The sequence below is a fragment of the Tateyamaria sp. GN1-10 genome (assembly GCF_055693845.1).
This window is the reverse complement of sequence record NZ_JBVFUR010000004.1, coordinates 3,636,820-3,659,799: the sequence shown is the minus strand read 5'-3', so window position 1 is coordinate 3,659,799 and position 22,980 is coordinate 3,636,820. Positions and strand designations below refer to the sequence as shown.

Annotated in this window: 20 protein-coding genes and 1 pseudogene; 10 read left to right on the top strand and 11 right to left on the bottom strand. The window is 57.9% G+C overall.

Features of this window, described 5'->3' with window-relative positions; genetic code table 11:
• Genes ACZ1HN_RS20205 through ACZ1HN_RS20190 form a run of 4 tightly spaced genes read left to right on the top strand, consistent with a single transcriptional unit; the run spans window position 1 to window position 5,375 of the window.
• A complete protein-coding gene (locus tag ACZ1HN_RS20205; protein ID WP_472728801.1) occupies window positions 1-1,074 on the top strand; it encodes an ABC transporter ATP-binding protein in 1,074 nt (357 codons plus the stop codon).
• Window positions 1,075-1,080: 6 nt separating this feature from the next.
• Window positions 1,081-3,471 carry a beta-mannosidase gene (locus tag ACZ1HN_RS20200; RefSeq protein WP_472728800.1) on the top strand — a complete coding sequence of 797 codons (2,391 nt, stop codon included), beginning with the start codon at window positions 1,081-1,083 and terminating at the stop codon, window positions 3,469-3,471.
• A gap of 12 nt (window positions 3,472-3,483) precedes the next feature.
• On the top strand, window positions 3,484-4,239 hold the full coding sequence (locus ACZ1HN_RS20195; protein ID WP_472728799.1) for a sugar phosphate isomerase/epimerase family protein: 756 nt from the start codon (window positions 3,484-3,486) through the stop codon (window positions 4,237-4,239).
• A gap of 11 nt (window positions 4,240-4,250) precedes the next feature.
• A complete protein-coding gene (locus ACZ1HN_RS20190) occupies window positions 4,251-5,375 on the top strand; it encodes a Gfo/Idh/MocA family protein (RefSeq protein WP_472728798.1) in 1,125 nt (374 codons plus the stop codon).
• A gap of 15 nt (window positions 5,376-5,390) precedes the next feature.
• Here ACZ1HN_RS20190 and ACZ1HN_RS20185 read toward each other — a convergent pair whose 3' ends face one another.
• The 7 genes and pseudogenes from ACZ1HN_RS20185 to ACZ1HN_RS20155 all read right to left on the bottom strand — a co-directional run bounded on the left by ACZ1HN_RS20185 (window position 5,391) and on the right by ACZ1HN_RS20155 (window position 13,096).
• Window positions 5,391-6,884 (bottom strand): mannitol dehydrogenase family protein, encoded by a 1,494-nt coding sequence (locus ACZ1HN_RS20185; protein WP_472728797.1) that lies wholly within the window; start codon window positions 6,882-6,884, stop codon window positions 5,391-5,393.
• Complete coding sequence (locus ACZ1HN_RS20180) at window positions 6,884-7,657, bottom strand: L-iditol 2-dehydrogenase (RefSeq protein WP_472728796.1); 774 nt, start codon at window positions 7,655-7,657, stop codon at window positions 6,884-6,886. Before ACZ1HN_RS20180 ends, ACZ1HN_RS20185 begins: the two co-directional genes overlap by 1 nt.
• Window positions 7,654-8,657, bottom strand: a pseudogene (locus ACZ1HN_RS20175) (ABC transporter ATP-binding protein). Before ACZ1HN_RS20175 ends, ACZ1HN_RS20180 begins: the two are co-directional and overlap by 4 nt.
• Window positions 8,658-8,706: 49 nt before the next feature.
• On the bottom strand, window positions 8,707-9,540 hold the full coding sequence (locus ACZ1HN_RS20170) for a carbohydrate ABC transporter permease (RefSeq protein ID WP_299201601.1): 834 nt from the start codon (window positions 9,538-9,540) through the stop codon (window positions 8,707-8,709).
• Between the two features lie 5 nt (window positions 9,541-9,545).
• Entirely contained in the window at window positions 9,546-10,484 is a 939-nt protein-coding gene (locus ACZ1HN_RS20165; RefSeq protein ID WP_299599396.1) for a carbohydrate ABC transporter permease, read from the bottom strand.
• A 167-nt stretch (window positions 10,485-10,651) separates the two neighbouring features.
• On the bottom strand, window positions 10,652-11,947 hold the full coding sequence (locus ACZ1HN_RS20160) for an ABC transporter substrate-binding protein (protein ID WP_472728795.1): 1,296 nt from the start codon (window positions 11,945-11,947) through the stop codon (window positions 10,652-10,654).
• Window positions 11,948-12,064: 117 nt separating this feature from the next.
• Complete coding sequence (locus tag ACZ1HN_RS20155) at window positions 12,065-13,096, bottom strand: LacI family DNA-binding transcriptional regulator (RefSeq protein WP_472728794.1); 1,032 nt, start codon at window positions 13,094-13,096, stop codon at window positions 12,065-12,067.
• 207 nt (window positions 13,097-13,303) lie between these two features.
• On the opposite strand from ACZ1HN_RS20155, the gene ACZ1HN_RS20150 reads away from it, so the two are divergent.
• From ACZ1HN_RS20150 to ACZ1HN_RS20130, 5 genes are all read left to right on the top strand, one after another.
• Complete coding sequence (locus tag ACZ1HN_RS20150; RefSeq protein WP_472728793.1) at window positions 13,304-13,972, top strand: DNA-3-methyladenine glycosylase I; 669 nt, start codon at window positions 13,304-13,306, stop codon at window positions 13,970-13,972.
• A 179-nt stretch (window positions 13,973-14,151) separates the two neighbouring features.
• Complete coding sequence (locus ACZ1HN_RS20145; RefSeq protein ID WP_299599389.1) at window positions 14,152-15,090, top strand: sugar ABC transporter substrate-binding protein; 939 nt, start codon at window positions 14,152-14,154, stop codon at window positions 15,088-15,090.
• A gap of 95 nt (window positions 15,091-15,185) precedes the next feature.
• Window positions 15,186-16,268, top strand: a complete 1,083-nt coding sequence (locus ACZ1HN_RS20140) for an ABC transporter permease (protein ID WP_299201619.1) — start codon at window positions 15,186-15,188, stop codon at window positions 16,266-16,268.
• Window positions 16,269-16,279: 11 nt separating this feature from the next.
• Window positions 16,280-17,056, top strand: a complete 777-nt coding sequence (locus ACZ1HN_RS20135; protein WP_472728792.1) for an ATP-binding cassette domain-containing protein — start codon at window positions 16,280-16,282, stop codon at window positions 17,054-17,056.
• Window positions 17,057-17,117: 61 nt separating this feature from the next.
• The gene (locus ACZ1HN_RS20130; RefSeq protein ID WP_472728791.1) at window positions 17,118-18,119 is read left to right on the top strand and encodes a LacI family DNA-binding transcriptional regulator; all 1,002 of its coding nucleotides are present in this window, start codon (window positions 17,118-17,120) and stop codon (window positions 18,117-18,119) included.
• A 66-nt stretch (window positions 18,120-18,185) separates the two neighbouring features.
• On the opposite strand, the gene ACZ1HN_RS20125 is transcribed toward ACZ1HN_RS20130, so the two are convergent.
• Entirely contained in the window at window positions 18,186-18,917 is a 732-nt protein-coding gene (locus ACZ1HN_RS20125; RefSeq protein ID WP_472728790.1) for an endonuclease/exonuclease/phosphatase family protein, read from the bottom strand.
• A gap of 41 nt (window positions 18,918-18,958) precedes the next feature.
• Here ACZ1HN_RS20125 and ACZ1HN_RS20120 point away from each other — a divergent pair, with 41 nt between their 5' ends.
• Window positions 18,959-19,612: a DUF2238 domain-containing protein gene (locus ACZ1HN_RS20120; RefSeq protein WP_472728789.1), complete on the top strand. Its 654-nt coding sequence runs from the start codon at window positions 18,959-18,961 to the stop codon at window positions 19,610-19,612.
• Between the two features lie 134 nt (window positions 19,613-19,746).
• Here ACZ1HN_RS20120 and ACZ1HN_RS20115 read toward each other — a convergent pair whose 3' ends face one another.
• The 3 genes from ACZ1HN_RS20115 to ACZ1HN_RS20105 are packed head-to-tail and all read right to left on the bottom strand — an operon-like array spanning window position 19,747 to window position 22,920.
• On the bottom strand, window positions 19,747-20,901 hold the full coding sequence (locus ACZ1HN_RS20115; protein WP_472728788.1) for a Gfo/Idh/MocA family protein: 1,155 nt from the start codon (window positions 20,899-20,901) through the stop codon (window positions 19,747-19,749).
• Window positions 20,902-20,904: 3 nt separating this feature from the next.
• Entirely contained in the window at window positions 20,905-21,801 is an 897-nt protein-coding gene (locus tag ACZ1HN_RS20110) for a TIM barrel protein (RefSeq protein WP_472728787.1), read from the bottom strand.
• Between the two features lie 15 nt (window positions 21,802-21,816).
• Window positions 21,817-22,920, bottom strand: coding sequence for a Gfo/Idh/MocA family protein (locus ACZ1HN_RS20105; protein ID WP_472728786.1), 1,104 nt, complete (start codon window positions 22,918-22,920; stop codon window positions 21,817-21,819).
• Between the last annotated feature and the right edge of the window lie 60 nt (window positions 22,921-22,980).

The window sequence follows — 22,980 nt, the reverse complement described above, 5'->3', positions numbered from 1 at the left end:
ATGACTTCTGTACTTGTCAAAGACCTGACCCTGAAATTCGGCGCGCTGACGGTGCTGGACAACCTCAACATCGACATTCCCGAGGGCGAGTTCCTTGTGCTGCTGGGCGCGTCGGGCTGCGGGAAATCCACCTTGTTGAACTGCATTGCGGGGCTGCTGGATCCCACCGATGGCGAAATCCACATCAACGACCGCAATGTCACATGGGAGGAACCGTCAGGCCGAGGCATTGGCATGGTGTTCCAGTCCTATGCGCTCTATCCGCAGATGACGGTTGAGGGGAACCTATCCTTCGGTCTGAAAAATGCGCGGATGGCCAAGGCCGAGATCAAGCAGCGCGTGGCCCGCGCCGCCGAGATTTTGCAGATCGAGCCGCTTTTGCACCGCAAACCCGCCGCCCTCTCTGGCGGGCAGCGCCAGCGCGTTGCCATTGGGCGCGCGCTGGTGCGCGATGTGGATGTGTTCCTGTTCGATGAACCCTTATCAAACCTTGATGCCAAGCTGCGCGCCGATCTGCGGGTCGAAATCAAACGCCTGCACCACAACCTAAAAAACACCATGATCTACGTGACCCATGATCAGGTCGAGGCGATGACACTCGCCGACCGGATCGCCATCATGAAAGGTGGGATCATCCAGCAATTGGATACACCGACCGAGATCTACAATCGTCCGCGGAACAAGTACGTGGCTGGGTTTATCGGCAGTCCCGAGATTAATTTCTTCGAAGGTGAGGTTGAACAAGGTGCCTTCGCCACCGGCGGAGAGCGGTTTTCATTGGATGGCTATGCGTTCCAAGGTGCCGCGACAGGAGGCTCTGCCTGGTTGGGCATCAGGCCCGAGCACATCCTGTCCGGAGATGCCGCCAAAGACTTGCCTATGACGGCTGAAGTGACAGTGGACATCGTTGAACCGATGGGGTCGGACACGTTGGCGTGGGCGACCTGGGCAGGAGTGCCTTTGCGGATCCGTATGGATGGGCAAGCCGCTGTTTCAACGGGTGATCGCATCCTGATCGGTTTCGATCCTGCGCGCGCGTCCATGTTCGACAAGTCGACTGAGGAAAGGCTCTGACGCTTTATGCTTGACCTCAGCGGCCCATGGCACCTGTCGGACGAGACGGGTCAGTATTCTGCGCCAATGACGCTGCCCGGCGACGGGATCAGTGCATTGCGTGCCGCGGGCATTATTCCCGATCCTTATTGGGGGCAGAATGAATATGACCTGCGCTGGATTGCGGATCGCGACTGGCTGCTGACCCGAACGTTCCAGGCCAGTGAGCGAAACATGACGTTGGTCCTGTCGATGCTGGACACGGTTGTTGACGTGTCATTGAACGGGCAAACCGTTCTGCAAGCCAACAGCATGTTTCGCACACATCGCGTGGACATCTCTAATGCGTTGATCCTGGGCGAAAACGTGATCACGCTACATTTTCGATCTGCGCCACGCGCGGCCAAGGCGCTTGCCGATGCGCAACCGTTTCCGGTGCCGTTTCAGGCTGACAATTGCCCTATCCCTCATGGCAACATGCTGCGCAAACCGGAGTGCGATTTTGGCTGGGACTGGAACATTGCGCTCGCACCCTTCGGCATGTACGGAGATATCCGGTTGGAACAGCACGGGCCGCGTATTTCCACTATCGCGGTTGTTCAAGATCATAGCGCGACCGGGGCAACGGTCACCGCGACTGTCCAGACCGAAGGGATTGACGACGGCGCAGACCTGCGGGTGTCGTTGTGTGGGCAGGAGGCCTGCGCACCGGTCATATCCAACACTGCAACAGTGTCGCTGAAATTTGATAGCGCCGAGCTTTGGTGGCCTGCTGGCCATGGCAAGCAGGCACTGCATGTGCTGACAGTGGCTGTTGGCGACCTGACTGCAACGCGCCGCATCGGTTTTCGAGATGTTCAGCTTGTGACCGCCAAGGACGAAACGGGCACAGGTTTTGCTCTGCATGTGAATGGGCGCCCAGTTTTTATGAAAGGGGCGAACTGGATACCGGCGGATGCTTTTGGATCGGCGATCACGCCTGACATCTGCCGTGATCTGCTTCAGTCGGCCGTTGATGCCAACATGAACATGATCCGGGTTTGGGGTGGTGGCCGGTACGAGCCTGACTGGTTTTATGACCTGTGCGATGAGTTGGGCCTGCTGGTCTGGCACGACTTCATGTTTGCTTGCCACCTCTACCCGGCGACTGATGACTTTCTGGCTGAGGTGGACGCCGAGGTGCGCGAACAGGTTGCGCGCCTGAACCATCATGCCTGCATTGCATTGTGGTGTGGCGACAACGAATTGCTGGGTGCGTTGAACTGGTACGAAGAAAGCCGGCAAGATCGTGATCGCTATCTCGTTGCATACGACCGGTTGAACAGAACACTTGAGAAAGCTCTGCGAGAGACCGCACCGCATGCCATCTGGTGGCCGTCCAGCCCATCGCCGGGCCCGATGAGCTTTGGTGACGCGTGGCATGATGACCGGTCCGGCGACATGCATTTCTGGTCCGTTTGGCACGAAGGGCGGGACTTTGATCACTACCGTGATGTGTCGCCACGGTTCTGCTCCGAATTCGGGTTCCAATCTTATCCATCCATGGACGTGATCCGGCGCTTTGCCGATCCCGCTGATTTCAACATTGCCGCCCCAGTGATGGAGAGCCATCAGAAGAACGCAGGCGGCAACGCGCGGATTGCCGAGACGATGTTCCGCTATTTCCGTTTTCCGGTTGGTTTCGAGAACTTCGTCTATCTCAGCCAGGTCCAGCAGGCGCTCGCGATCAAGACTGCAGTAACCCATTGGCGCAGCCTCAAGCCGCATTGCATGGGCGCACTGTACTGGCAGCTGAATGACACCTGGCCTGTGTGTTCGTGGTCCAGTCTGGATCACGGCGGGGGTTGGAAACTGCTGCACCACGTCGCGCGTCGTTTCTATGCCGATGTTATTGTGTCGGCCGTTCCCACCGCAGACGGTGTGGAACTGCTTGTCGTAAACGATCAGCCCGACGCCGCGCAGGTTGAGGTCGAAGCCTTTGCTGTGTCCATGGATGGTCGGATGCGGACCGTAGGGACAGCATCTGTCGAAGCCTGCGTCGACACCGCCATTTCAGCACTTGTTGTTCCGCGAGCCGCTCTGAACGATGACGAGATACTGATGTTTGATTGGGCCGCGAATGACAGGCCGCGTCAATCCGATCACTTCGCGGCGCGCCCTTACAAGGCGTATAAGCTCGGACCCGCCAGTATTTCGACCGAAGTTACCGAGCAGGACGGCCAATATGCCGTCACGCTGACGTCCGCCGCGCTTGCCCTATACGTTGCGGTCGAGGCGGACAGGCCTGGACGTTTCAGCGACAACGCCTTTGATCTGCTGCCGGGCCGACCTGTCACCATAGAGTTCACGCCGATTGACCCGAGCGTCACCACGGAATTCACAATCCGTGATCTTCATTCCGCCACTCACCATATATGAAAGGCTACCGACATGACCGCATTGTCTTACCAGCTCTACAGTTCCCGCCTGTTTCCGCCGCTTGAGGATACGCTCAAGATGCTGGCCGAGATCGGATATGCGCATGTTGAAGGCTACAGCGCGTTACTCGCGGACAGTGCAGGAGTCGATGCGCTTGAAAGTGGGCTGCAAGCACACGGGCTGACGATGCCCAGTTGCCATGTTGGTCTTGATATGTGTGAAAACGATCCCGGTGCCGTGGCACAGCTCGCGTCGCGTTTCGGGATCGAAACGATCGTCATTCCATACATTCAGCCGGATGATCGCCCGGCAACGGCCGATGGGTGGCGCGCCTATGGGCAGCGACTGGCTGCGGTCGCGCAGGAGCTGTCGAAGTCTGGCTTGAAACTCGCCTATCACAACCATGATTTCGAATTCGTACCACTTGCCGACGGGGCGCTGCCAATGGACCTGATCCTCGAAAGCGCGCCCACCGTGTTGTTTGAGTATGACGTCGCATGGGCCGTGCGCGCGGGTGCCGATCCAATGATCCCCGTTGCAAAGTACGGATCGCGTATCGCGATTGCGCATCTCAAAGACATTGCGCCTGACGGTGAGGCCCAAGACGAAGATGGCTGGGCCGATGTGGGGCATGGGATCATGGATTGGTCATCGCTCTTCCAATCGCTGCGGGCTGTAGGCACGCGACATTTCGTGATGGAACACGACAACCCCAGCGACCACCGCCGTTTTGCGCAACGTGCGTTTGACGCCACGCAGACATTTTAAGGGAGACTTCCATGCAAGGCATTGGAATCATTGGATGTGGTAACATCTCGACCGCCTATCTGACGCTCGCGCCCCTGTTCAAAGGGCTGGAGGTGCGTGCGGTTGCGGACCTTAACATCGAAGCGGCCAGTGCGCAGGCAGCAGCATTCGATGTTCGCGCGCACACTGTAGAGGATCTTTTGGCGGCGGACGACATCGACATCGTTGTGAACCTCACAATCCCCGACGCGCATTTCGAGGTGACGCGTGCGATCCTGCAGGCAGGTAAGCACGCCTATTCAGAGAAGCCGATCGTGCTGACCCAAGCGCAGGGCGAGGAGCTTCGTACGTTGGCAGCAGCGCAGAACCTGCGCATCGGCTCTGCGCCGGACACATTCCTGGGCGGAGCTCATCAGGCGGCGCGAGCGGCATTGGATGCGGGCCAGATTGGGGATGTGGTCGCGGGCACAGCACATGTGATGAGCCATGGGATGGAGCATTGGCATCCGAACCCGGACTTCTTCTTCCTGCCGGGTGCCGGGCCAATGCTGGATATCGGCCCATACTATGTGACCAACCTGATCCAGTTGCTTGGTCCGGTGCGCCGGGTCGGCGCGCTGACCACAACACCTGCAGACACAAGAACCATCCTGTCCGAACCGCGCCGTGGTGAAGTGATTCCGGTCAAGACACCCACCAACATCCATGCATTGCTGGACTTCCATTCCGGGGCAAGCATCACTTTGTCGACGTCGTGGGATGTTTGGGCGCACCGGCATGGGCATATGGAGCTTTATGGAACGTCGGGCAGCATGTTCCTGCCTGATCCCAACTGGTTTTCGGGCGACGTTGAGATCGTGAGTGCCGAGGGCGAGACGACCGCTCTTGAAACGGAGACGCACCCATTCGGAATTCCCAATCAAGAAAACAACGGCGTTGCGAAGGCCAACTACCGTACGGCCGGGCTGGCCGACATGGCTGCGGCGATGAATGCGGATCGACCACATCGCTGCTCGCTAGAACTGGCCCTGCACGCCGTGGACGTGATGACCTCGATCCTTGAGGCCGGGGAACGCGGCGAAATGGTTACGCTGACCACCACTTGTGAAAGGCCCGAGCCGCTTACCGCAGATACGGCGCAGGCCTTGTTAAAATAGGGAAGGTCAGGCGCTTTACGCAGTGTATGCGTTGAGCGCCGCCTCGACCCCGTCTGACCAGATCAGGCGCAACCATGTCTCAAACTGCTGGCTGAAGTCGGGGACCTGAGCCAGCTCCTGATAGTATTGAGTTTGTGCCAGCCATGCTTGGGGGTTGGTCTTTGCCTTTTCGGCGGCAATGGTCAGGGTTTCCCAATGCGGATCATTGCTTTCAATTGCACTTCCGTCTTCGCGTGTGCCGGCGCACATGCGGGCCCAAAGCGCCTCGACAAGGCTGAGCCCGGCAATGGCGCCGTTTGCCTGAATGGCATCCCGTAGGATCGGCAAGACAAAGCCGGTGTGGCGGGATGAGCCGTCAAAGGCTACGCGGCGTGTGGTGTCCCGGATGGCATTGTTGGCAAACCGCGGTTCAATCAGGTCAACGTAAGCCGCTGGCGTAAACCCGGGCACTTCGGCGACATGAGGCACTATTTCGTCCATCTGCACCTTGCGGAAAAACCTGCGCAGGGTCGGGTGGGCCATGCAATCGGCGATGGTTGCCAGTCCCAACAACTCACCTGCATTGGCCAGCACCTGATGACCTGCGTTAAGGATGCGGATCTTCATTGCTTCGTATGCATGAACCTGGTCCGTAAAGATGGCACCAGCCTTGTCCCAGTCCGGACGACCCGCACAAAACGCATCTTCGATCACCCATTGGCGAAAGTTTTCGTGGGTCACGGGCGCTGCGTCAGCGATACCAAGCTGGGCGGCGAGCGCAATTTCGTCAGCGCCAGTGGCAGGCACGATGCAATCCACCATTGAGTTGGGGAATGTGGCATGGGTTTCGAGCCAGTCCGCCAAATCCTCGTCCGTTGCGCGGGCCAGTGATACGACAATCGTTTGAAGGATATCGCCATTCCCCTGAAGGTTGTCACAGCTTTGGCTGGTGAATGGCCCATGGCCGGCGGCCTTGCGTTTTGACAGCGCTGCAACAATCGCGCCAAACGCTGTGCAGGGGGAATCCGGGTGAGCAACGTCGTGCACGATGTCCGGATGCGTGAGGTCGAGTCCGCCAGTCTTGGGATCGACATAGTAGCCACCCTCGGTGACGGTCATGGCCACGATCCGGACATTCGGGTTGGACATCGCCGCAATCAAATTGGCGTTGTCAGGTTCAACCGGCAGGAAGTCGATCATGGATCCGACCACCTCGGCAGAGGTCCCACTTGGGTCAAGCTCAACCAACGTTGTCAAACAGTCTTGCGCCAGCAGCTTGTCACGCATAATGGCATCACCCGGGCGCACACCTGCACCGATGATTGCCCAATCCTGTGCCAATCCGGCTTGCATGAGCCGGTGCAGATACCACGCCTGGTGCGCCCGGTGAAAATTGCCAACGCCGATGTGGACAATGCCGGGCTGCAGCATCGACCGGTCGTATGTTGGGCGCAGGATGCTGCTGGGCAGCATCGCAAGCGCCGTGTCCGTGAGTGGTACGACGTGCCGTCTTTCTGAACCATCTGCCATCAGCTCATCCATTGTCCGCCATCAACGTTATAGCATTGGGCGACGATGTATTCGGCTTCGTCGCTGGCAAGGAACACGGCCATGCCGGTCAGATCCTTGGCTGTCCCCATACGGCCATAGGGAACGGCGTCGCCCACTTCCTTCTTCTTTTGCCCCGGTGCTTTGCCCTCGTATTTGGCAAAGAACGCATCGACCCCATCCCAGTGTTCGCCATCCACCACACCCGGCGCTATGGCGTTCACGTTGATGCCGTGCTGGATTAGGTTCAGCCCTGCGGATTGGGTCAGCGAGATAACGGCGGCCTTGGCCGCGCAGTAAACCGCAACCAAAGGTTCCCCCCGCCGCCCGGCCTGGCTTGCCATGTTGATGATCGCCCCTTTGGTCCCCGTGTCGATCATGTGGCGCGCTACGGCCTGTAAAGTGAATAAGGTGCCTGAGACATTGATGTCGAATACGCGCTGGTATTCGTCGCGCGTGATTTCCGTGATTGGAGCGGCAGAGAAGATGGCCGCGTTGTTGATCAGAATGTCGATAACACCAACATGTTCGATAGCAGTCGCAAGACCTGCGTCGATGCTGGCCTGATCCGTCACGTCCAAATGTACCGAAAACGCACCATCCCCCAGTTGAGACGCTGTTTCGGCTGCCCGTTCGGTGTCGATATCGGCGATGACCACACGTGCGCCCTCGCGCAAATACGCTTCGGCAAAGGCGCGGCCAATGCCGCGCGCGGCCCCGGTGATCAGTGCCGATTTACCTGCCAATCGTGTCATGCCATGCGCAATCCGTCAGCGCCGAACTTGTGCAGCTTGTCCATCTGCGGCGTGAGATAGATGTCATCGCCATGCGTCACCGCGATGTCTCCGGCGATGCGCACAGTGACCATGTCGGCGAGCCCGGTGTCGTGCACGTGTATGAACGTGTCGGACCCCAGATGCTCGGCCACGCCGACCCGGCCTTTCCACTTGCCTTCGGTGGTACTGACATCTGTATGTTCAGGCCGGAACCCGATCGAGGTCGCACCCAGTTTTTCCGCTTCGGGGCCATCGATGATATTCATCTTGGGCGAACCGATGAAACCGGCCACAAAGATGTTGCGCGGAGTATGATAGAGATCTAGCGGCGAGCCGACCTGTTCGATGTTACCTGCGCGCAGCACCACGATCTTGTCGGCCATGGTCATGGCTTCGACCTGGTCGTGGGTCACATAAATCATCGTTGTGTTCAGACGGTTGTGCAGTTCTGAGATTTCCAACCGCATACCGACGCGCAGCGCCGCATCCAGGTTTGACAGGGGTTCATCAAACAGGAACGCCGCCGGTTCACGCACGATGGCACGGCCGATGGCAACCCGCTGGCGTTGCCCGCCAGAGAGTTGCCCCGGCTTCTGCTCGAGATAATCAACAAGGTTCAGGATCTTGGCGGCCCCTTCGACTTTCTTGTCGATTTCGGCCTGGTCCATCTTTGCCATCCGCAGGGGAAAGGCGATGTTCTTGCGCACTGTCATGTGCGGATACAGGGCGTAGGACTGGAACACCATCGCCAGCCCGCGCTTTGATGGCGGCACCTGCGTTGCGTCTTCGCCATCAATCTGGATCTTACCCGATGTCGTCTCCTCCAAGCCTGCGATCAGGCGCAGGAGTGTAGACTTGCCACAGCCCGAGGGGCCAACAAATACCGCGAACTCGCCATCCTCGATGGCCAGGTCCAGGGGGGGATCACCTGGGCATCCCCAAAGCTCTTGGTCACGTTTTCAAGTACGATACGTCCCATTGGTTTTCCTCTTATGCGCTACCGCTTTGCTACTTGAGCGCGGGCGTTCCTATTTCACGGCGCCAAAGGTGAGCCCTTGGACCAGTTGTTTTTGACAGAACCAGCCCAGCACAATGATCGGGCCAACTGCGGCGGCGGATACGGCAGACAACCGGCCAAAGAACAGACCTTCGGGTGCGCGGTTGCCTTCGATGAGTTTGGACAGGGTGGCAGCCTCGGTCGTCGTCAGGCGAACCGTCCAGTACGCTTCGTTCCAGCAGAAGATGAAACAAAGCAGCGCGGTCGAGGCGATGCCACCCCAAGCCAGTGGGATCAGGATTTCCTTGACCTCACCCCAGGTATTCACACCATCCATCTGGCCTGCTTCAATGATGTCCTTAGGAATTTCCTTGAAGTAGGTGAACAGCATCCAGACCACGATGGGCAGGTTGATCAACATCAGCACAACGATCACCATGAAGTGCGTGTCAAACAGGCCCAAGCTCTTGGTCAGGAACGTCATTGGATACAGCACCGCGGCGGCGGGTAGCATCTTGGTCGACAGCATCCACATCAGGACGTCTTTGGTTGCCCGCGATGGATTGAACGCCATGGCATAGGCACAGGGAATGCCGACGGCCAGTGCAAAGACTGTAGCAAAGACCGATGTAATGACCGAGTTGGTCGCAAAGCGCCAATAGTCATAGTTCTCTGTCATGTTTAGATAGTTATCGAGCGTTGGCGTGAAGAAGATCAGGAATTCAGGCTTCACCGCGTCCGCGTCCGTCTTGAAGCTTGTGAGTACCAGCCAGAAGATCGGGAAGAAGAAGATCAGACCCACGATCCAGGCCAGAACGGGCCGTCCATAGATGCTGAATTTGGTGCTGGTTGCAACAATGGCCATGGGAGTTACTCCATCAATGTCTTGCCGATCATCCGCAGCAGGAAGATGGCAACAATGTTGGCAAGGATGACGGCAAAGATACCGGTAGCGCTGGCCGCACCGATGTTGTTGTTGGCGAACTCGCCAATCAGATAGGGCAGGTTCTTGTTGCCGTTGCCGCGGCTTACGATCTCGATCTCGGCGTAAAGCGACAGATGGAAAATTGCTTGGATCATCACCACGATGGCGATGGGTCGCGCAAGGTGGGGCAAGGTGAGAAAGCGAAACTGAGAGAGCGCGCCAGCGCCATCAAGAACTGCGGCCTCCTTCTGCTGCTGATCTTCGGATTGCAGTGAGGTCATGAAGATCAGGACCGCAAAGGGTGTCCACTGCCACGTCACCATGATGATGACAGCGTAGGCCGATGTCTGAGTGGCCCGGAAAGAGATGGGTGCAACGTCAGGCCAGAGTGAGAAGAACCAACCGATACCCGGTGCCCCTTGCAATGACGCGATCAGGTCATTGATGCCGTTCACGGCAAGACCTTGCAAACCCAGTACCGGATCAAGGATCATGTTGATCCACAAAACGGCATTCACGGCGGGCATTACAAAGAAGGGCGAGATCAGCAGAACCCGTACAATCCCTTGGCCAGGAAAAGCCCGATTGATCATGACGGCGATGAGCACGCCCAGGATGACGGTCAGGAACAAGATACTTCCGACGATCAGCAGGCTGTTCTGAATTGCAAACAGGAAGTCCTTGGAATTCAGAACAAATTCGTAGTTACCGAAGCCACGCCAGTTGCTGAAGCTTGGTGTGGTCCACTCCGGCCGACGCAGGTTGTTCAGAACGTAGCGGATGAAAGAGAAGTAGAGCGTTAAGCTCAGGGGAACCAGCATCCAGATCAACAACAGCACGACAGCCGGTGTTTGAAGGAGGCGGGGAAGCTTTCTGTCAGACATAACCCTAGTCCCTAGCATCGCGCGTGTTGAGCGATGCTGTTGGATGTTGATTGCGATTTACGAGTGCCAGCCTAGGCGATTGTGGGGCTTGAGTAACCCCGATGGACCATAGGCCGGGTTGGCTGGGGGGCCCGGTTGGGCGGGCCCCCCACTAAGTCTGGGAAGACCTAGTAGTAACCTGCTTCGCGCATGACTGAGTCTGCGACTTCTTGTGCCGCGGCCAATGCGTCTTCGACCGACTTGGCGCCCGACAGTGCGGCCGACATTTCTTGGCCAAAGGCGCTACCGATTTCCGGGAATTCCGGGATCGCAACGAACTGGACGCCAACGTAGGGCTTCAGATCGGTTGCACCGGGGGCGGCGGAGTCGATTGCGGCCATCTCGGCTGCTGCAAACTTCGCCACGGCCTGGAATTCAGGGATCTCGTAGGTCGATGCGCGCTGACCTGTCGGAACCTTGTCCCAGCCGAAGTCTGGGTGGGTGCCAACGGCCTTCACGTAGTCTTTGGATGTAGCCCACTCGATGAAGGCTTTTGCCTCTTCTGCATTTTCAGTTCCGGCGGGTACAGCCATCGCCCATGCCCACAGCCAATTCGCACCAACCGGGTTACCGGCATTTGGCGATTGTGCATAAGCGACATTCGGGTTCTCTAGGAAAGAAGCCGCGATTGTCGCGTCGATCCACAGGCCACACTTGTCTTCGTTATAGAGGGCGAGGATTTCGTTGAACGAGTTGCCTTCCGAACCGGGAGGGCCGTAGTTGCTGAGCAGGTCAACATAGAAGCTGACAGCCGCGTTCCACTCGGGCGAGTCGAGCTGCGGTTTGTAGTCTGCGTCGAACCAGCGCGCGCCGAACGAGTTGGCAACAGTCGTGATAAAGGCGGCGTTATCGCCCCAACCCGGCTTGCCGCGCAAACATGCACCGTAGATGCCATTGTCGGGGTCGTGCATCGCAGCAGCGGCAGCTTTCAAGTTTTCCCAGCTGTCGTTGTCCGCAATCGTGACGCCAGCCGCATCGGCCAGGTCCTTGCGGTACATCACCATCGAGCTTTCGCCATAGAACGGTGCGGCATAGAGCTGCCCGTCGTAGCTCAGGCCTTCGCGCATTGCGGGCAAGATGTCGTCGACATCGTATGCGTCGCTGAAGTCCAACGGCTCGATCCAGCCGGCCTGACCCCAGATTGGTGCTTCTTGCATGCCGATGTTGATGATGTCGTACTGGCCGCCACCGGTTGCTGTGTCGGATGTGACCTGCTCGCGCAGCACGCTCTCTTCCAGCGAAACCCATTCAAGTGCGACGCCCGTTTCTTCGGTGTAGGCTTCCGCAACTTTCTGCATGTTAATCATGTGACCGTTGTTCACGATCGCGATGGTGAGCGACTTTGCATGGCCGTCTGCCAGTGCGCCCGTTGCCGTGACAAGCGACAATGCTGTCGCCGCACGCAGTGCGTTCTTCAAGTACATCCGACTCCTCCCTATTATTGGATGTTACACAGCAAACGCTATCCGCAGACTTATCGCCACGTCAATTTATTTTTTACGCGCGTAAAGATTTCAGTCAAAGCGCTGGAAACCAAGGCTTTAGGCAGAGTCCCGCATGATCAAGCGCGCCGAGAACAGCGTTTCTTCCCGGCTTTGGAACCGTCCTCCTGATTCGATCAGACGGAACAATGTCTCTACCGCATGGCCCGACACGCTGCCGTAATCATGCGCTGCTGTCGTAAGGGACGGACAGGTGTAACGTGAGAACGGATGATCGTCGTGCGACGCAACGCGCAGGTCGTCATCGGTGCTGCGTCCGACCTTGTAACCGATCTCGAAACAGGCCGACAGAAATCCGATGGCCAGACGATCATTGCTGCACAGAACCGTGTTGGTGGGCAGTGCTTGCCTGTTGAGAATATCATGTGCCCCTTTGCGTCCGATCTCTTCAAACGCCCAGCCGGAACCATCCACCTGCATCACATGTGGCTCCAGTTGCAGTCGTTCCATCATATCCAGATAGGCACGACGGCGTTTGTTTGCGTTCGGGTTGGCCGGGTGCTTCATTTCAAAAAAGCACGGCGGTTCGCCTGTTCGGCTTAGATATTCCACGGTTTGCGAAACGAAGCTGTAGTTGTCGGACCCTACAAATGCTTCGCCCATCCCATCAATGTTGCTGTCAAACAAGACCGTAGGAACATCGCGGCAAAAGGTTTCGATCGCGGATTTGTCCGATAGTCGCCCGAGAGGTGCCAATAACACGCCAGCAGGTTTGAGAGACCGCAGCGTATCCAGAATATCCTTTTCTTGCTCCGGCTCACCGTGTGAGCTGAAAAGAGAGGGAGAAAACCCAGCTTCGATACACCGCATTTCGATGACACGAACGATCTCGCCAAAGAACGGGTCGGCAAGGTATGGCACAACAATGCCAATATTCTTGGTCAACTGCCGGTTCTGGTTCATCGCGTAGATGTTCGGGCGATAATCGTATTGTTCGATGGCCGCCTCAATCCGTGCACGCGTGGATGCGCGTACGCTGGTCGGGTCGTTGAAGTACTTGGACACAGTCGGACGAGAGATGCCGCTGACCGAGGCGAACTCTTCCATGTTCCTTATCTTGCGTTCGCCCATTTCGCACTCCGTCCTACGCCCTGCCAGACAATGCGTCGGACTCGCGTCAGATGAACGATAGAAAAAAACTTTGCGCGCGCAAACTGCCTGGCTGCGGTGTGTGCCTAGTGCATTCATTTGCGCACCACCCCAAAGCGGAATTACGTCTACCCGGCAATTTACACCGGCGTTTATCTTTAGGCTGCACAATGAAAAAGGAGATGGTTTATGCGCACCCTGGACGACATTCTTGCCATCAGCGCAGATCGCAAAGGCAGTGAAGATATTGTGTTTGCCGGTTCTGAGCCGCCGGTTGAACCGGATGTTCTATCGGAGATCCCTGATCACCGTTGGCTTGCCGAAATGACACGCTCCATTTTTCAGGCAGGGTTCAACTGGAAGGTCGTGGAGCGTATGTGGCCCGGCTTCGAAGAGGCTTTTTATGGTTTCGATGTGGGACGCTGCGCCATGATGAGCGAGGATTGGTTTGATGAGCTTTGTGCAAACACAGCCATTATTCGTTACCCGCAAAAAATCCGGTCTGTACAGCAGAACGCTGTCTTTGTTCAGGAACAAGCCACGATCCATGGCAACTTTGGCAAAATGGTCGGCCACTGGCCTTCAGACGATTTTGCAGGCCTTTTGGATCTCCTCAAGAAAGAAGGATCGCGGCTGGGCGGAACAACAGGGCAATACTTTCTCCGATTTATGGGCGTGGACGGTTACATTCTGTCGCGCGATGTCACTGCGCGCTTGATCGCTGAAGGCGTGATTGACAAGCCGCCGACCTCAAAATCGGCGATGAAGGCGGTTCAGGAAGCAATGAACGCCTGGGTGGACCAATCGGGGCGTTCATTGAAAGAAATCAGCCGCATCCTTGCCACCAGTTGCGGTTAGCCTCGTATTTGCGGGGATTGCCCTTCATCCAAATTTTGAATGCAACCGGTTGCAAAATGCAGCGACTCGCCTATCATCGCGGTCGTTGCCAGCCGGGGACTCAGTCCGAGGAGAGACGGTTTTCGGTCGGCGGTCCGGCAAAAATGGCGTGATCCGGACACGCAACTTGGGAGGAAACCATGAAGAAATTTGTGACAGTAGGCGCGCTGGCGATGCTGATGGGTGGCACGGCGATGGCCGAAACCATTGGCGTGTCGGTGGCCCGTTTTGACGATAACGGCCTTACGATTATGCGCAATGGTATGACCGATCATATTGAAACGCTGGACGGTGTTGAACTGATCATGGAAGACGCGCAGGACGACGTTGCGCGCCAACTTGATCAGATCAACAACTTCATTGCGTCAGGCGTGGATGCGATCATCGTGAATGCGGTCGACACCAACGCGACCGAGGCGATGAGCCAAGCCGCTGCAGCCGCAGGTGTGCCGATGGTCTATGTGAACCGTCAGCCCGTTAACATGGACACGTTGCCCGAAGGCCAGGCTTTTGTGGCGTCGAACGAGATCGAATCCGGTACGCTGAAGGCCTTTGAAATCTGCAAGAACCTGCGCGCAGCAGGTAAGTCAGGTGGTGCAACAGCATACATGCTGATGGGCCAGCTTTCGAACCAGGCCGCCGTTCAGCGTTCCAAGGACGTAGAGGACGTTCTGGGTATGGACATGTGCAACTTCATCACCCTTATCGACAAGCAAACCGCCAACTGGTCGCGCGACCAGGCGCAAGACTTGATGACCAACTGGATTTCCTCGGGCGAGCCGTTTGACGCTGTTTTCGCCAACAACGATGAAATGGCGATTGGCGCGATCCAGGCGATGAAGGCCTCGGGCATCTCGATGGACGACGTTGAAGTGGGCGGGGTGGACGCCACCCCAGACGCCCTGGTTTCGATGCAGGCGGGTGATATGGACGTAACGGTGTTCCAAGATCTTGCTGGTCAGGGCGCAGGCTCGATCGATACGGCCATCAAACTGGCGGCTGGAGACGATGTTGATAAAACAGTCTTCATCCCCTTCAAGCTGGTTACTCCGGACAACGTGTCCGATTTCCTGAACTAAGCTAGTGAACAGGTCAGGCGGTGCTCATGTGCCGCCTGACAGACTTACCCTGACAAAAGAAGCGGCCCGACGGACCGCTCAAACTGGAGGCATCCATGGCCGACGCAACGCAGGGCACCGGCGGGCTGACATTTGACGCCAGAAAGCGCGCCTGGCCGAACGAACTCAATATCTTTTTTGCGCTGATCCTGATCATCTTCGCGTTCGAGGCGGCGGGCCAGTTGCTGCCCTACATGAACGGGCAAAGCTTTCTGTTCGATACACGTGACCGCTTCGACAGTATTTTCAACGAAGCGCGGCTGCGCATCATCATTCTTCAAGTTGCGATCATCGGGATCATCGCGTTGGGGGTGACGCAAGTGATCATCTCAGGCGGCATCGACCTCAGCTCCGGCCCCCTTGTCGGGGCAACGGCTATGATCGTGATGTCCTTTGCACAGACAGAGTTGGTCAATGGCGGTCCAAATCCCAAGGCGGTGTTTGGCGACTGGGCCTTTGACTTGCCGCTTATCATCCCATTGATTGTCGGGCTCAGTTTCGGGGCCTTTATCGGGGCCATAAACGGCAGTCTGATCGCGTACACCCGCATCCCGCCCTTTATCGCGACACTGGGTATGTTCCTAATCTGCCGTGGCATCGCACAGGCTTGGACACGCGGGCAGCCGGTGTCTTTCCCCACCGAGAGCTACGCACTGATCGGCAAGGGTATGATGCCGGTGTATCTGTTTATTGCATTGGCCATACTGTTCCATTTCATCCTGAAATACACCGTCTACGGCAAACACACCTACGCCATAGGCTCGAATGAGGATGCCGCTCGGATGTCGGGCATCAACGTCAAACGGCACAAGGTGATGGTCTATATGATCGCTTCGATGCTTGCGGCCTTTGCTGCCATCGTGCTGAGTTCAAAGAACCTGACGGCGCAGTCTGGCATGGGCATTTTCTACGAACTCTACGCCATTGCCATGGCTGTGATCGGCGGCGTTAGCCTGACGGGCGGGCGTGGGTCCATCATCGGCACCGTGCTGGGCGCCATGGTGTTCGGGGTCATCCAGTCAGGGTTCACTTACATCAAGCTCGACGCCTTCTACCAGTTGATGGCAATGGGTGGGATCATCATTGGCGCGGTCGTGCTGGACAAGGTCCGGCAGGAACGCGCGGCATCGCGAAGTTGAGGGGAAGCACCATGAACGACGACATAGTTCTCGAAACGCGGGGTCTTACCAAACACTATGGTGGGGTGCACGCACTCAACGACGCGAACTTCACCCTGAAAAAGGGGGAGCACGTGGCGATCATGGGCGACAACGGAGCGGGCAAGTCTACCTTTGTCCGCCAGATCACCGGGGTAGAACAACGCACGCGGGGTGATATTCTGTTCTACGGCGAACCGGTACAATTCGACGGCCCACTTGATGCCCGTAAGGCAGGCATTGAAACAGTGTTCCAAACGCTTGCCCTGGCGGACGACCTCGACGTACCCGACAATCTGTTCCTGGGTCGCGAAAAGACCAAATTGGATTGGCTGGGACCTTTTCGCCTGCTCGACTACAAAGCGATGCGGCAAGCCACTATGGATGGGCTTGAAAAGACGGCCGTGAAAATCCCCAATATCCGCAACACCATCCGCAATATGTCTGGTGGACAGCGGCAATGCGTAGCGATTGCACGGACGGCCACCTTCCACTCGAGGCTCACCATCATGGATGAACCAACTGCGGCGCTGGGCGTGCAGGAAACGGCGCAGGTTGAAAATATCATCCGAACGCTGAAAGAAGCGGGCGAACCGTTGATTCTTGTTAGCCATAACATGCGGCAGGTGTTTGACTTGGTGGACCGGATCGTGGTTTTCCGGCGCGGACGCATTTGCGCGAACCTACGCAAGGAAGACACTGATGGCCAAGACGTGGTCGCCTACATCACCGGTGCCAAGACGCAGGAAGGATACGAGGACGCGGCCTGAAGAGGTGTGCGACCTTGGGTGCGGCCCGGACGGCGACCAAGTCGGTACGAGGGTCTGATCTGTGGCTGTAACGCTTAAGGATGTGGCCCAACGGGCAGGTGTTTCTCGCTCTGCTGTGTCCCGCTGTTTCACACCTGGCGCGTCGATCAGTGGCAAAACGCGGGAAAAGGTTGAAAAGGCTGCGGCTGAGTTGGGCTATAGTCCCAATGCGCTGGCCTCATCCCTCACAACGGGCCGGACCAAGCTGGTCGGCGTGATCTCCAACAACTTCCACAACCCGATCTTCTTGGAAGTGTTCGATCTCGTCACGCGCGAGTTGCAGAAGCGCGGCCTGCGACCTTTGTTGGTCAATCTTTCGGACGAAACCGACCCGTCGAACTCTGTCCGCCTTCTTCAGCAATACTCTGTGGATGCGGTGATCGTGGCGTCCTCTACGCTGCCCGTCAGCTTTGCTGAAAGCTTTCACGAAGCGGGCATGCGCGTGGTTCATTCCTTTGGCCGCCTCACGGACGCGCCGAAGATCAACGTGCTTGGCATCGACAACATTGAGGCAGGTCGGATCGCCGCGCGAGAGTTGATCAAGCGCGGTTACAGGCGGGTCGGGTTTTTGGCCGGACCGCTCAGCGCCACTTCAACCCGCGACCGCCACACCGGGTTTGTCGAGGAGCTCGGGCGCCACCCCGAGATGTCGCTTTCGGTCAGCTATGCTGCTGCCTACTCGTTTAGTGCGGGCAGGGATGAGATGGCGCGCCTTCTCTCCATGGGGCCAGCCGAGGCATACTTCTGTGGCGACGACGTGTTGTCCATCGGCGCATTGTCGGCGATCAAAGATGCTGGGCTGTCCGTTCCGGGTGACGTTGGTATCCTCGGCCTCAACAACATGGAAATGGCCGCTTGGGAGTTGATTGACCTCACGACGATTCACAACCCGATTGACGACATCGTTCGCACTTCTGTCGATCTGGTAGAAGCGATGCTGGATGGCGCGGAAACCGTGGCACAATCCCTGACCTTCGATTGCCATGTGGTTGAGCGCGGCACCTTGCGCCCGGTCTTGACCTGACTGAGCGAACGATCCGATGAAGTGGCTGTCTGGCCGATTGCGTCGGGTACAAAGCCGCTTACCCGGTCAGGCCTTCGCGGACAACGACGGCCTTGGCAGCATTAGATCCGCCCAGATGGGCAGATGATCTGACGCGAGCTTTGCCAGTTTCCCTTGGTCGACACCCGCGTCGGCTACCTTGATGGCGCTGGAATGCGCGATGCGATCCAACGCAGCGACCGGACGTGCTGCGTGAAAAGACTGGCCGGGGCTTAGAACGGTAAATTTCGGCGTCAACGGTTCTAGCCCCCTCCGGGCGGACCATTCGTTGAAGTCACCCAGGATAATCGCGTCATCGACATCCTGAACTTGCGTGGCCAATCTCTCGAGTTGAAGCCGCCGGTGCCGACGCATGAGGCCCAGATGGGCACCCATGACGGCAACCGACAAGGGGCCGAGATCAACTTCAAAATAGACCGCACCACGCGGCTCGAGCCCGGGCAGGTCGATCCGTTTTACACCAGCCGCCTCAATCCCCTTGCGCAAGAGAATGGCATTCCCGTGCCAGCCTAGGCTGACGTCGTTTTGCGCAGTTGGCAGAACCTCAAAGTCGGTGTCTGTCTCGATCATGCGGCACGGCAACGCTGCGGGTCTATCGCCCAGCCTTCTGTCAGCTTCCTGCAAGGCTATGACGTCAGCGCCCAGCTCGTTCAGAACGTCCAGGATACGGCCCGGATTTCGTTGGCCATCCAGTCCGCGCGCCTTGCGAATATTATAACTGGCAAAACGCAGTGTTTGGGGGATGCTAAGCTCGGCCATGGTGCTTACGTATGTAGTGATATTTGAAAAAGAATAGGCCTATGGACCGGCTCAGAAACCAAAACCCTATCTTGTTGATCCTATGGGGTGTCCTGCTTGCGGCGTCTCTTGTTGCTGTTGTCGTTGGCTTTTGGGAACTGGCATTTGTCGCTCTGTTGACGCTTGGGCTCTGTATGGCACCACTTTTTCTGGCTTCCCGATACTCCATTACCGTGCCTTTTCCCTTTCTGATTGCCACGACACTCTTCATCAGTGGTTCCATCTTCATGGGTGAGGCGTTTGGCTTCTATGAGCGTGTCTGGTGGTGGGACCTTGCTCTGCATGGGTCCTCGGCCATCGGGTTCGGTTTGATTGGTTTCTTGTTCATTTTCATGTTGTTCGAAGGTGATCGCTATGCTGCGCCACCGGTCGCCATCGCGTTTCTGTCCTTCTGCCTTGCCGTGACGGTCGGCAGTCTGTGGGAGATTTTCGAGTATGCGATGGACTCGATCTTTGGTCTCAACATGCAGAAAAGTGGCCTCGACGACACGATGGGCGATCTTATTGTAAATGGCATTGGGGCGATCATCGGCGCCGTCAGCGGGTATTTTTACCTCAAGGGGCGTGAAAGACGTTTGTTTGCGCCCTTCATCAGACAGTTCGTTGATGCTAACCGGAACCTTTATCACCGGGCAAAAGACAAGCTACGCCGCTAAGGCATCTCTCCATGAGCCCAAGCATCGCCTGCGCTGGGTCTGGCAAGGCTTCCTCTTTGAGGTGGAGACAAATTCACTTTGGTAGGCAATGTGTTGCGGTCACCCCAGGGGTAACCGCATGCCGACTGTTCAGCCTATCGAAACATCGGTGGCCGCGCATCCAGCCACGCGCCGTCCTGCTTGCCACTTTCAGCCACCGCGAACACGGCAGCCATTGACCGCAGCCCGTCCTCAGCCCGCGGGTAAAGGTTCGCTGCCGGGTCCATCAACCGACCCTCTTTGCGTGCGCAGATTGCTTCGGCCAGATCGGTATAGATATTGGCAAACGCAAGCGGCATTCCCTCGGCATGGCCGATGGTGACACGGGTTGTGCGATCTGCCTCTGGTGACAGGTTCGCCTCGCCCCGTTCGATCACCCGCAGGCGTTCATTCAGCGGCATATAGTAAAGCTGGTTCGGTTGCTCCTGGCTCCACCTCAGACCGCCTGTTTCCCCAAAGACTTGAATGCCTAACCCATGCTGGCGCCCGATGGCCACGGAGGAGGTCCAAAGCCGTCCAACGGCCCCGCCGTCCATGCGGAAGTTGACCATGGCGTCATCTTCCAGCGTGCGCACGTCGATGCAGGACACCGTATCGGCGCTCAGTTTCTCGACTTCTTGCCCCGTGACGAAGGAGGCCATGTGCAGCGCATGGATGCCGCAATCGGCAAACTGCGCGGACACCCCCGCCTGTGCCGGGTCATAGCGCCATCGGACGCGGGGGTTGTCCGCGTCCGTCGCGTCAGCATGGTGACCATGAGCGAATTCAGCAACCACCAGCCGCACCTTGCCGATGTCGCCGCGTGCAATCATGGCCCGCATGTGCCGGACTAGGGAGTAGCCGGTGTAGCCGTAGTTCACGGCGCAGATGTTGCCGGTTTTCTGGGCGATTTCGACGATCTCTTGCCCTTCCTCGACGGTCATGGTCATCGGCTTTTCGCAGAGCACGTGGAAACCGCCTTCGAGGAAGGCTTTGGTGATCTCGTAGTGGGTGGCGTTGGGCGTGGCGACGGTGACAAGGTCGATGCGGTCGTCGCGCTTTTGCTCGCCTTCCAACATCTCTTGCCACGAGCCGTAGGCGCGGTCGCCCAAGCCCAGACGCTTGCCGTAATCACGTCCTTCTTCAGGCCGGTGATCGAGCGCGCCCGCGGTAAAGTCGAAAAGCCCGTCCAGCCCGGCTCCGAGCCGGTGAGCCGGTCCGATCTGGCTGCCTTCACCACCGCCGATCATGCCCCATTGCAGCTTTGCCATGGCTCAGGCTCCTTCAAATCCGATGGATTGCAGATAGGCGCGGTTCAGTTTCGCGTCGTCGATTGGTGACGTGTCGCCTGTCGGGTCGCAATCCTGTTCAACCGTGCACCAGCCGTCGAACCCGTTGTCCAAAAGCGCTTGCCTAACCGCAGGGAAGTCCACATCCCCGTCGCCTAAATTGCAGAAAATGCCCTGACCGCAGGCGTCATAAAAGCCGGTGCGTTTGGTGATGACGTCGGCCTTCACCTTCGGGTCGATGTCCTTGAAATGCATGTAGCTGATGCGGTCGATATGACGTTTCATGAAGGCCACCGGGTCAAAGCCCGCATAGGAGTGGTGCCCGGTGTCAAAGCAGATTTTCAGGATGCTCTCATCAACCTCGTCTAGCAGGCGTTCCAATTCGGGCTCAAAGTCGATGAAGCCTGCGGCATGGGCGTGCATACCAACGGTTAGGCCGTACTCTTCTGATCCCATCTTGGCGACGGTCGCGATGCGGTCACGGAAGGCGGTCCACTCCGCCTTGTCCATCTGCTCGGCCTCATCCGCGCGCCCCGCGGTGGGGGCACGGCGGTCCGAGATGCTGTCGATCAACACCAGATGCTGCGCGCCATGGGCCTTGAGCGCTTTGCAGGTGCGCACCGCGCCGTCCATGACGTCATCCCACGCATCCGGATCATGGAAGGGACGGAAGACAACACCGCCCACCAGTTCCTGCCCGAACTCCTCAAGCGCGTCGCCCAAGGTGGCAGGGTTTTCTGGCATGAAGCCTACGGGCCCCAGTTCGATGCCGGTATAGCCCGCATCCGCGTTCTCCTGCAGCACCTTGCGCCATGCGGGGTTGCGCGGGTCGTCCGCAAATTCCACGCCCCAGGAACAGGGGGCATTGCCGATCTTGATCATGGTGTTTGCCTTTGTTCAGAAATCCGCCACGTTGACCCAGGCCTCTTTCCGAGAGGACGCAAGGGCCGCAGCCACAACTTGATTGACCCGCAGACCTTCTTCGAATGTGGGCCAGACGGGATCGCCCGTATGGATGGCCGTCAGAAAGTCCTTGGCTTCGATGATGATCTGGTCCTGATAGCCAGTGCCGTGACCGGGGCCCTGACAGAAGGGCAGGTAGTCGGGATGGGCGGGACCTGTCAGGATCTTGCGAAAGCCGCGCTCGGCCTCTGGTCCGTCCGCGGTGTAGAGCCAGAGCGCGTTCTGGTCCTCGCCATCGAAGCGAATGGCACCGCCCGTGCCGTAGATGTCATAGGCGTAGCCCATCTTGCGCCCCGTCGCCACGCGGCTGATGAAGAGGCTGCCGTTGATGCCGGAGGCAAAGCGTAGGGTCAGGTAGGCCTGATCTTCATTGGTGACCTGCACGCCACCCCGCTCGGGATGCACAGTTTCGACCCGCGCAAAGAGCGCCTCAATCGGGCCCATGAGCGCCTGCGCGCAATTGATGGGGTGGGGGGCCAGATCGCCCATGCAGCCATTGGCGTCACCCTGCGCCCGCCACGTGCCGGGATCATTCGGATCAGCAAAGAAGTCCTCGGTCATCTCGCCGCGAAAGGACGTGACCTGCCCGATGCGTCCCTCGGCCACCAGTTTGCGAGCATATTGTGTCGCCGGCGTCTTGGCGTAGTTGAAGCCCACCATGTTGGCGACGCCCGCCGCCTTGGCGGCAGCGACCATCTCGCGTGCATGATCGGGTGTCTCAGCTAACGGTTTTTCGCACAGAACAGGCTTGCCCGCTGCAAAGGCTGCAAGTGCAATGTCGCGGTGCGTGTCTTGAGGCGAAGCGATAACGATGGCATCGACTTTCGGATCATCGACCAACACGCGCCAATCATCCGTCGCGCGCGCGAAGCCATAGGTCGCGCGGTACTCCTCAGCGGACGCTTGCGATGTGGCGCAGACCATTTCCAGTCTTGGACGCAAGGCGGTGTCGAACACTGCGGCTACAGCGCCAAACGCCACCGCGTGGGCCTTGCCCATATAGCCTCCGCCGACAATGCCAATCCCGATCTCTGCCATCCGGGCCCCTCCAAAAAGTGTTTGCAACCGGTTGCAATACCGGTATCGTCATTGCGACAG

What these genes read in the sequence shown, in the direction of transcription:
- ACZ1HN_RS20190 (WP_472728798.1), top strand. Translation starts at nt 4,251, where the DNA reads ATGCAAGGCATTGGAATCATTGGATGTGGTAACATCTCGACCGCCTAT.
- ACZ1HN_RS20200 (WP_472728800.1), top strand. Translation starts at nt 1,081, where the DNA reads ATGCTTGACCTCAGCGGCCCATGGCACCTGTCGGACGAGACGGGTCAG.
- ACZ1HN_RS20160 (WP_472728795.1), bottom strand. Translation starts at nt 11,947, where the DNA reads ATGTACTTGAAGAACGCACTGCGTGCGGCGACAGCATTGTCGCTTGTC.
- ACZ1HN_RS20170 (WP_299201601.1), bottom strand. Translation starts at nt 9,540, where the DNA reads ATGGCCATTGTTGCAACCAGCACCAAATTCAGCATCTATGGACGGCCC.
- ACZ1HN_RS20185 (WP_472728797.1), bottom strand. Translation starts at nt 6,884, where the DNA reads ATGGCAGATGGTTCAGAAAGACGGCACGTCGTACCACTCACGGACACG.
- ACZ1HN_RS20140 (WP_299201619.1), top strand. Translation starts at nt 15,186, where the DNA reads ATGGCCGACGCAACGCAGGGCACCGGCGGGCTGACATTTGACGCCAGA.
- ACZ1HN_RS20155 (WP_472728794.1), bottom strand. Translation starts at nt 13,096, where the DNA reads ATGGGCGAACGCAAGATAAGGAACATGGAAGAGTTCGCCTCGGTCAGC.
- ACZ1HN_RS20145 (WP_299599389.1), top strand. Translation starts at nt 14,152, where the DNA reads ATGAAGAAATTTGTGACAGTAGGCGCGCTGGCGATGCTGATGGGTGGC.
- ACZ1HN_RS20135 (WP_472728792.1), top strand. Translation starts at nt 16,280, where the DNA reads ATGAACGACGACATAGTTCTCGAAACGCGGGGTCTTACCAAACACTAT.
- ACZ1HN_RS20195 (WP_472728799.1), top strand. Translation starts at nt 3,484, where the DNA reads ATGACCGCATTGTCTTACCAGCTCTACAGTTCCCGCCTGTTTCCGCCG.
- ACZ1HN_RS20205 (WP_472728801.1), top strand. Translation starts at nt 1, where the DNA reads ATGACTTCTGTACTTGTCAAAGACCTGACCCTGAAATTCGGCGCGCTG.
- ACZ1HN_RS20180 (WP_472728796.1), bottom strand. Translation starts at nt 7,657, where the DNA reads ATGACACGATTGGCAGGTAAATCGGCACTGATCACCGGGGCCGCGCGC.
- ACZ1HN_RS20115 (WP_472728788.1), bottom strand. Translation starts at nt 20,901, where the DNA reads ATGGCAAAGCTGCAATGGGGCATGATCGGCGGTGGTGAAGGCAGCCAG.
- ACZ1HN_RS20150 (WP_472728793.1), top strand. Translation starts at nt 13,304, where the DNA reads ATGCGCACCCTGGACGACATTCTTGCCATCAGCGCAGATCGCAAAGGC.
- ACZ1HN_RS20165 (WP_299599396.1), bottom strand. Translation starts at nt 10,484, where the DNA reads ATGTCTGACAGAAAGCTTCCCCGCCTCCTTCAAACACCGGCTGTCGTG.
- ACZ1HN_RS20125 (WP_472728790.1), bottom strand. Translation starts at nt 18,917, where the DNA reads ATGGCCGAGCTTAGCATCCCCCAAACACTGCGTTTTGCCAGTTATAAT.
- ACZ1HN_RS20120 (WP_472728789.1), top strand. Translation starts at nt 18,959, where the DNA reads ATGGACCGGCTCAGAAACCAAAACCCTATCTTGTTGATCCTATGGGGT.
- ACZ1HN_RS20105 (WP_472728786.1), bottom strand. Translation starts at nt 22,920, where the DNA reads ATGGCAGAGATCGGGATTGGCATTGTCGGCGGAGGCTATATGGGCAAG.
- ACZ1HN_RS20110 (WP_472728787.1), bottom strand. Translation starts at nt 21,801, where the DNA reads ATGATCAAGATCGGCAATGCCCCCTGTTCCTGGGGCGTGGAATTTGCG.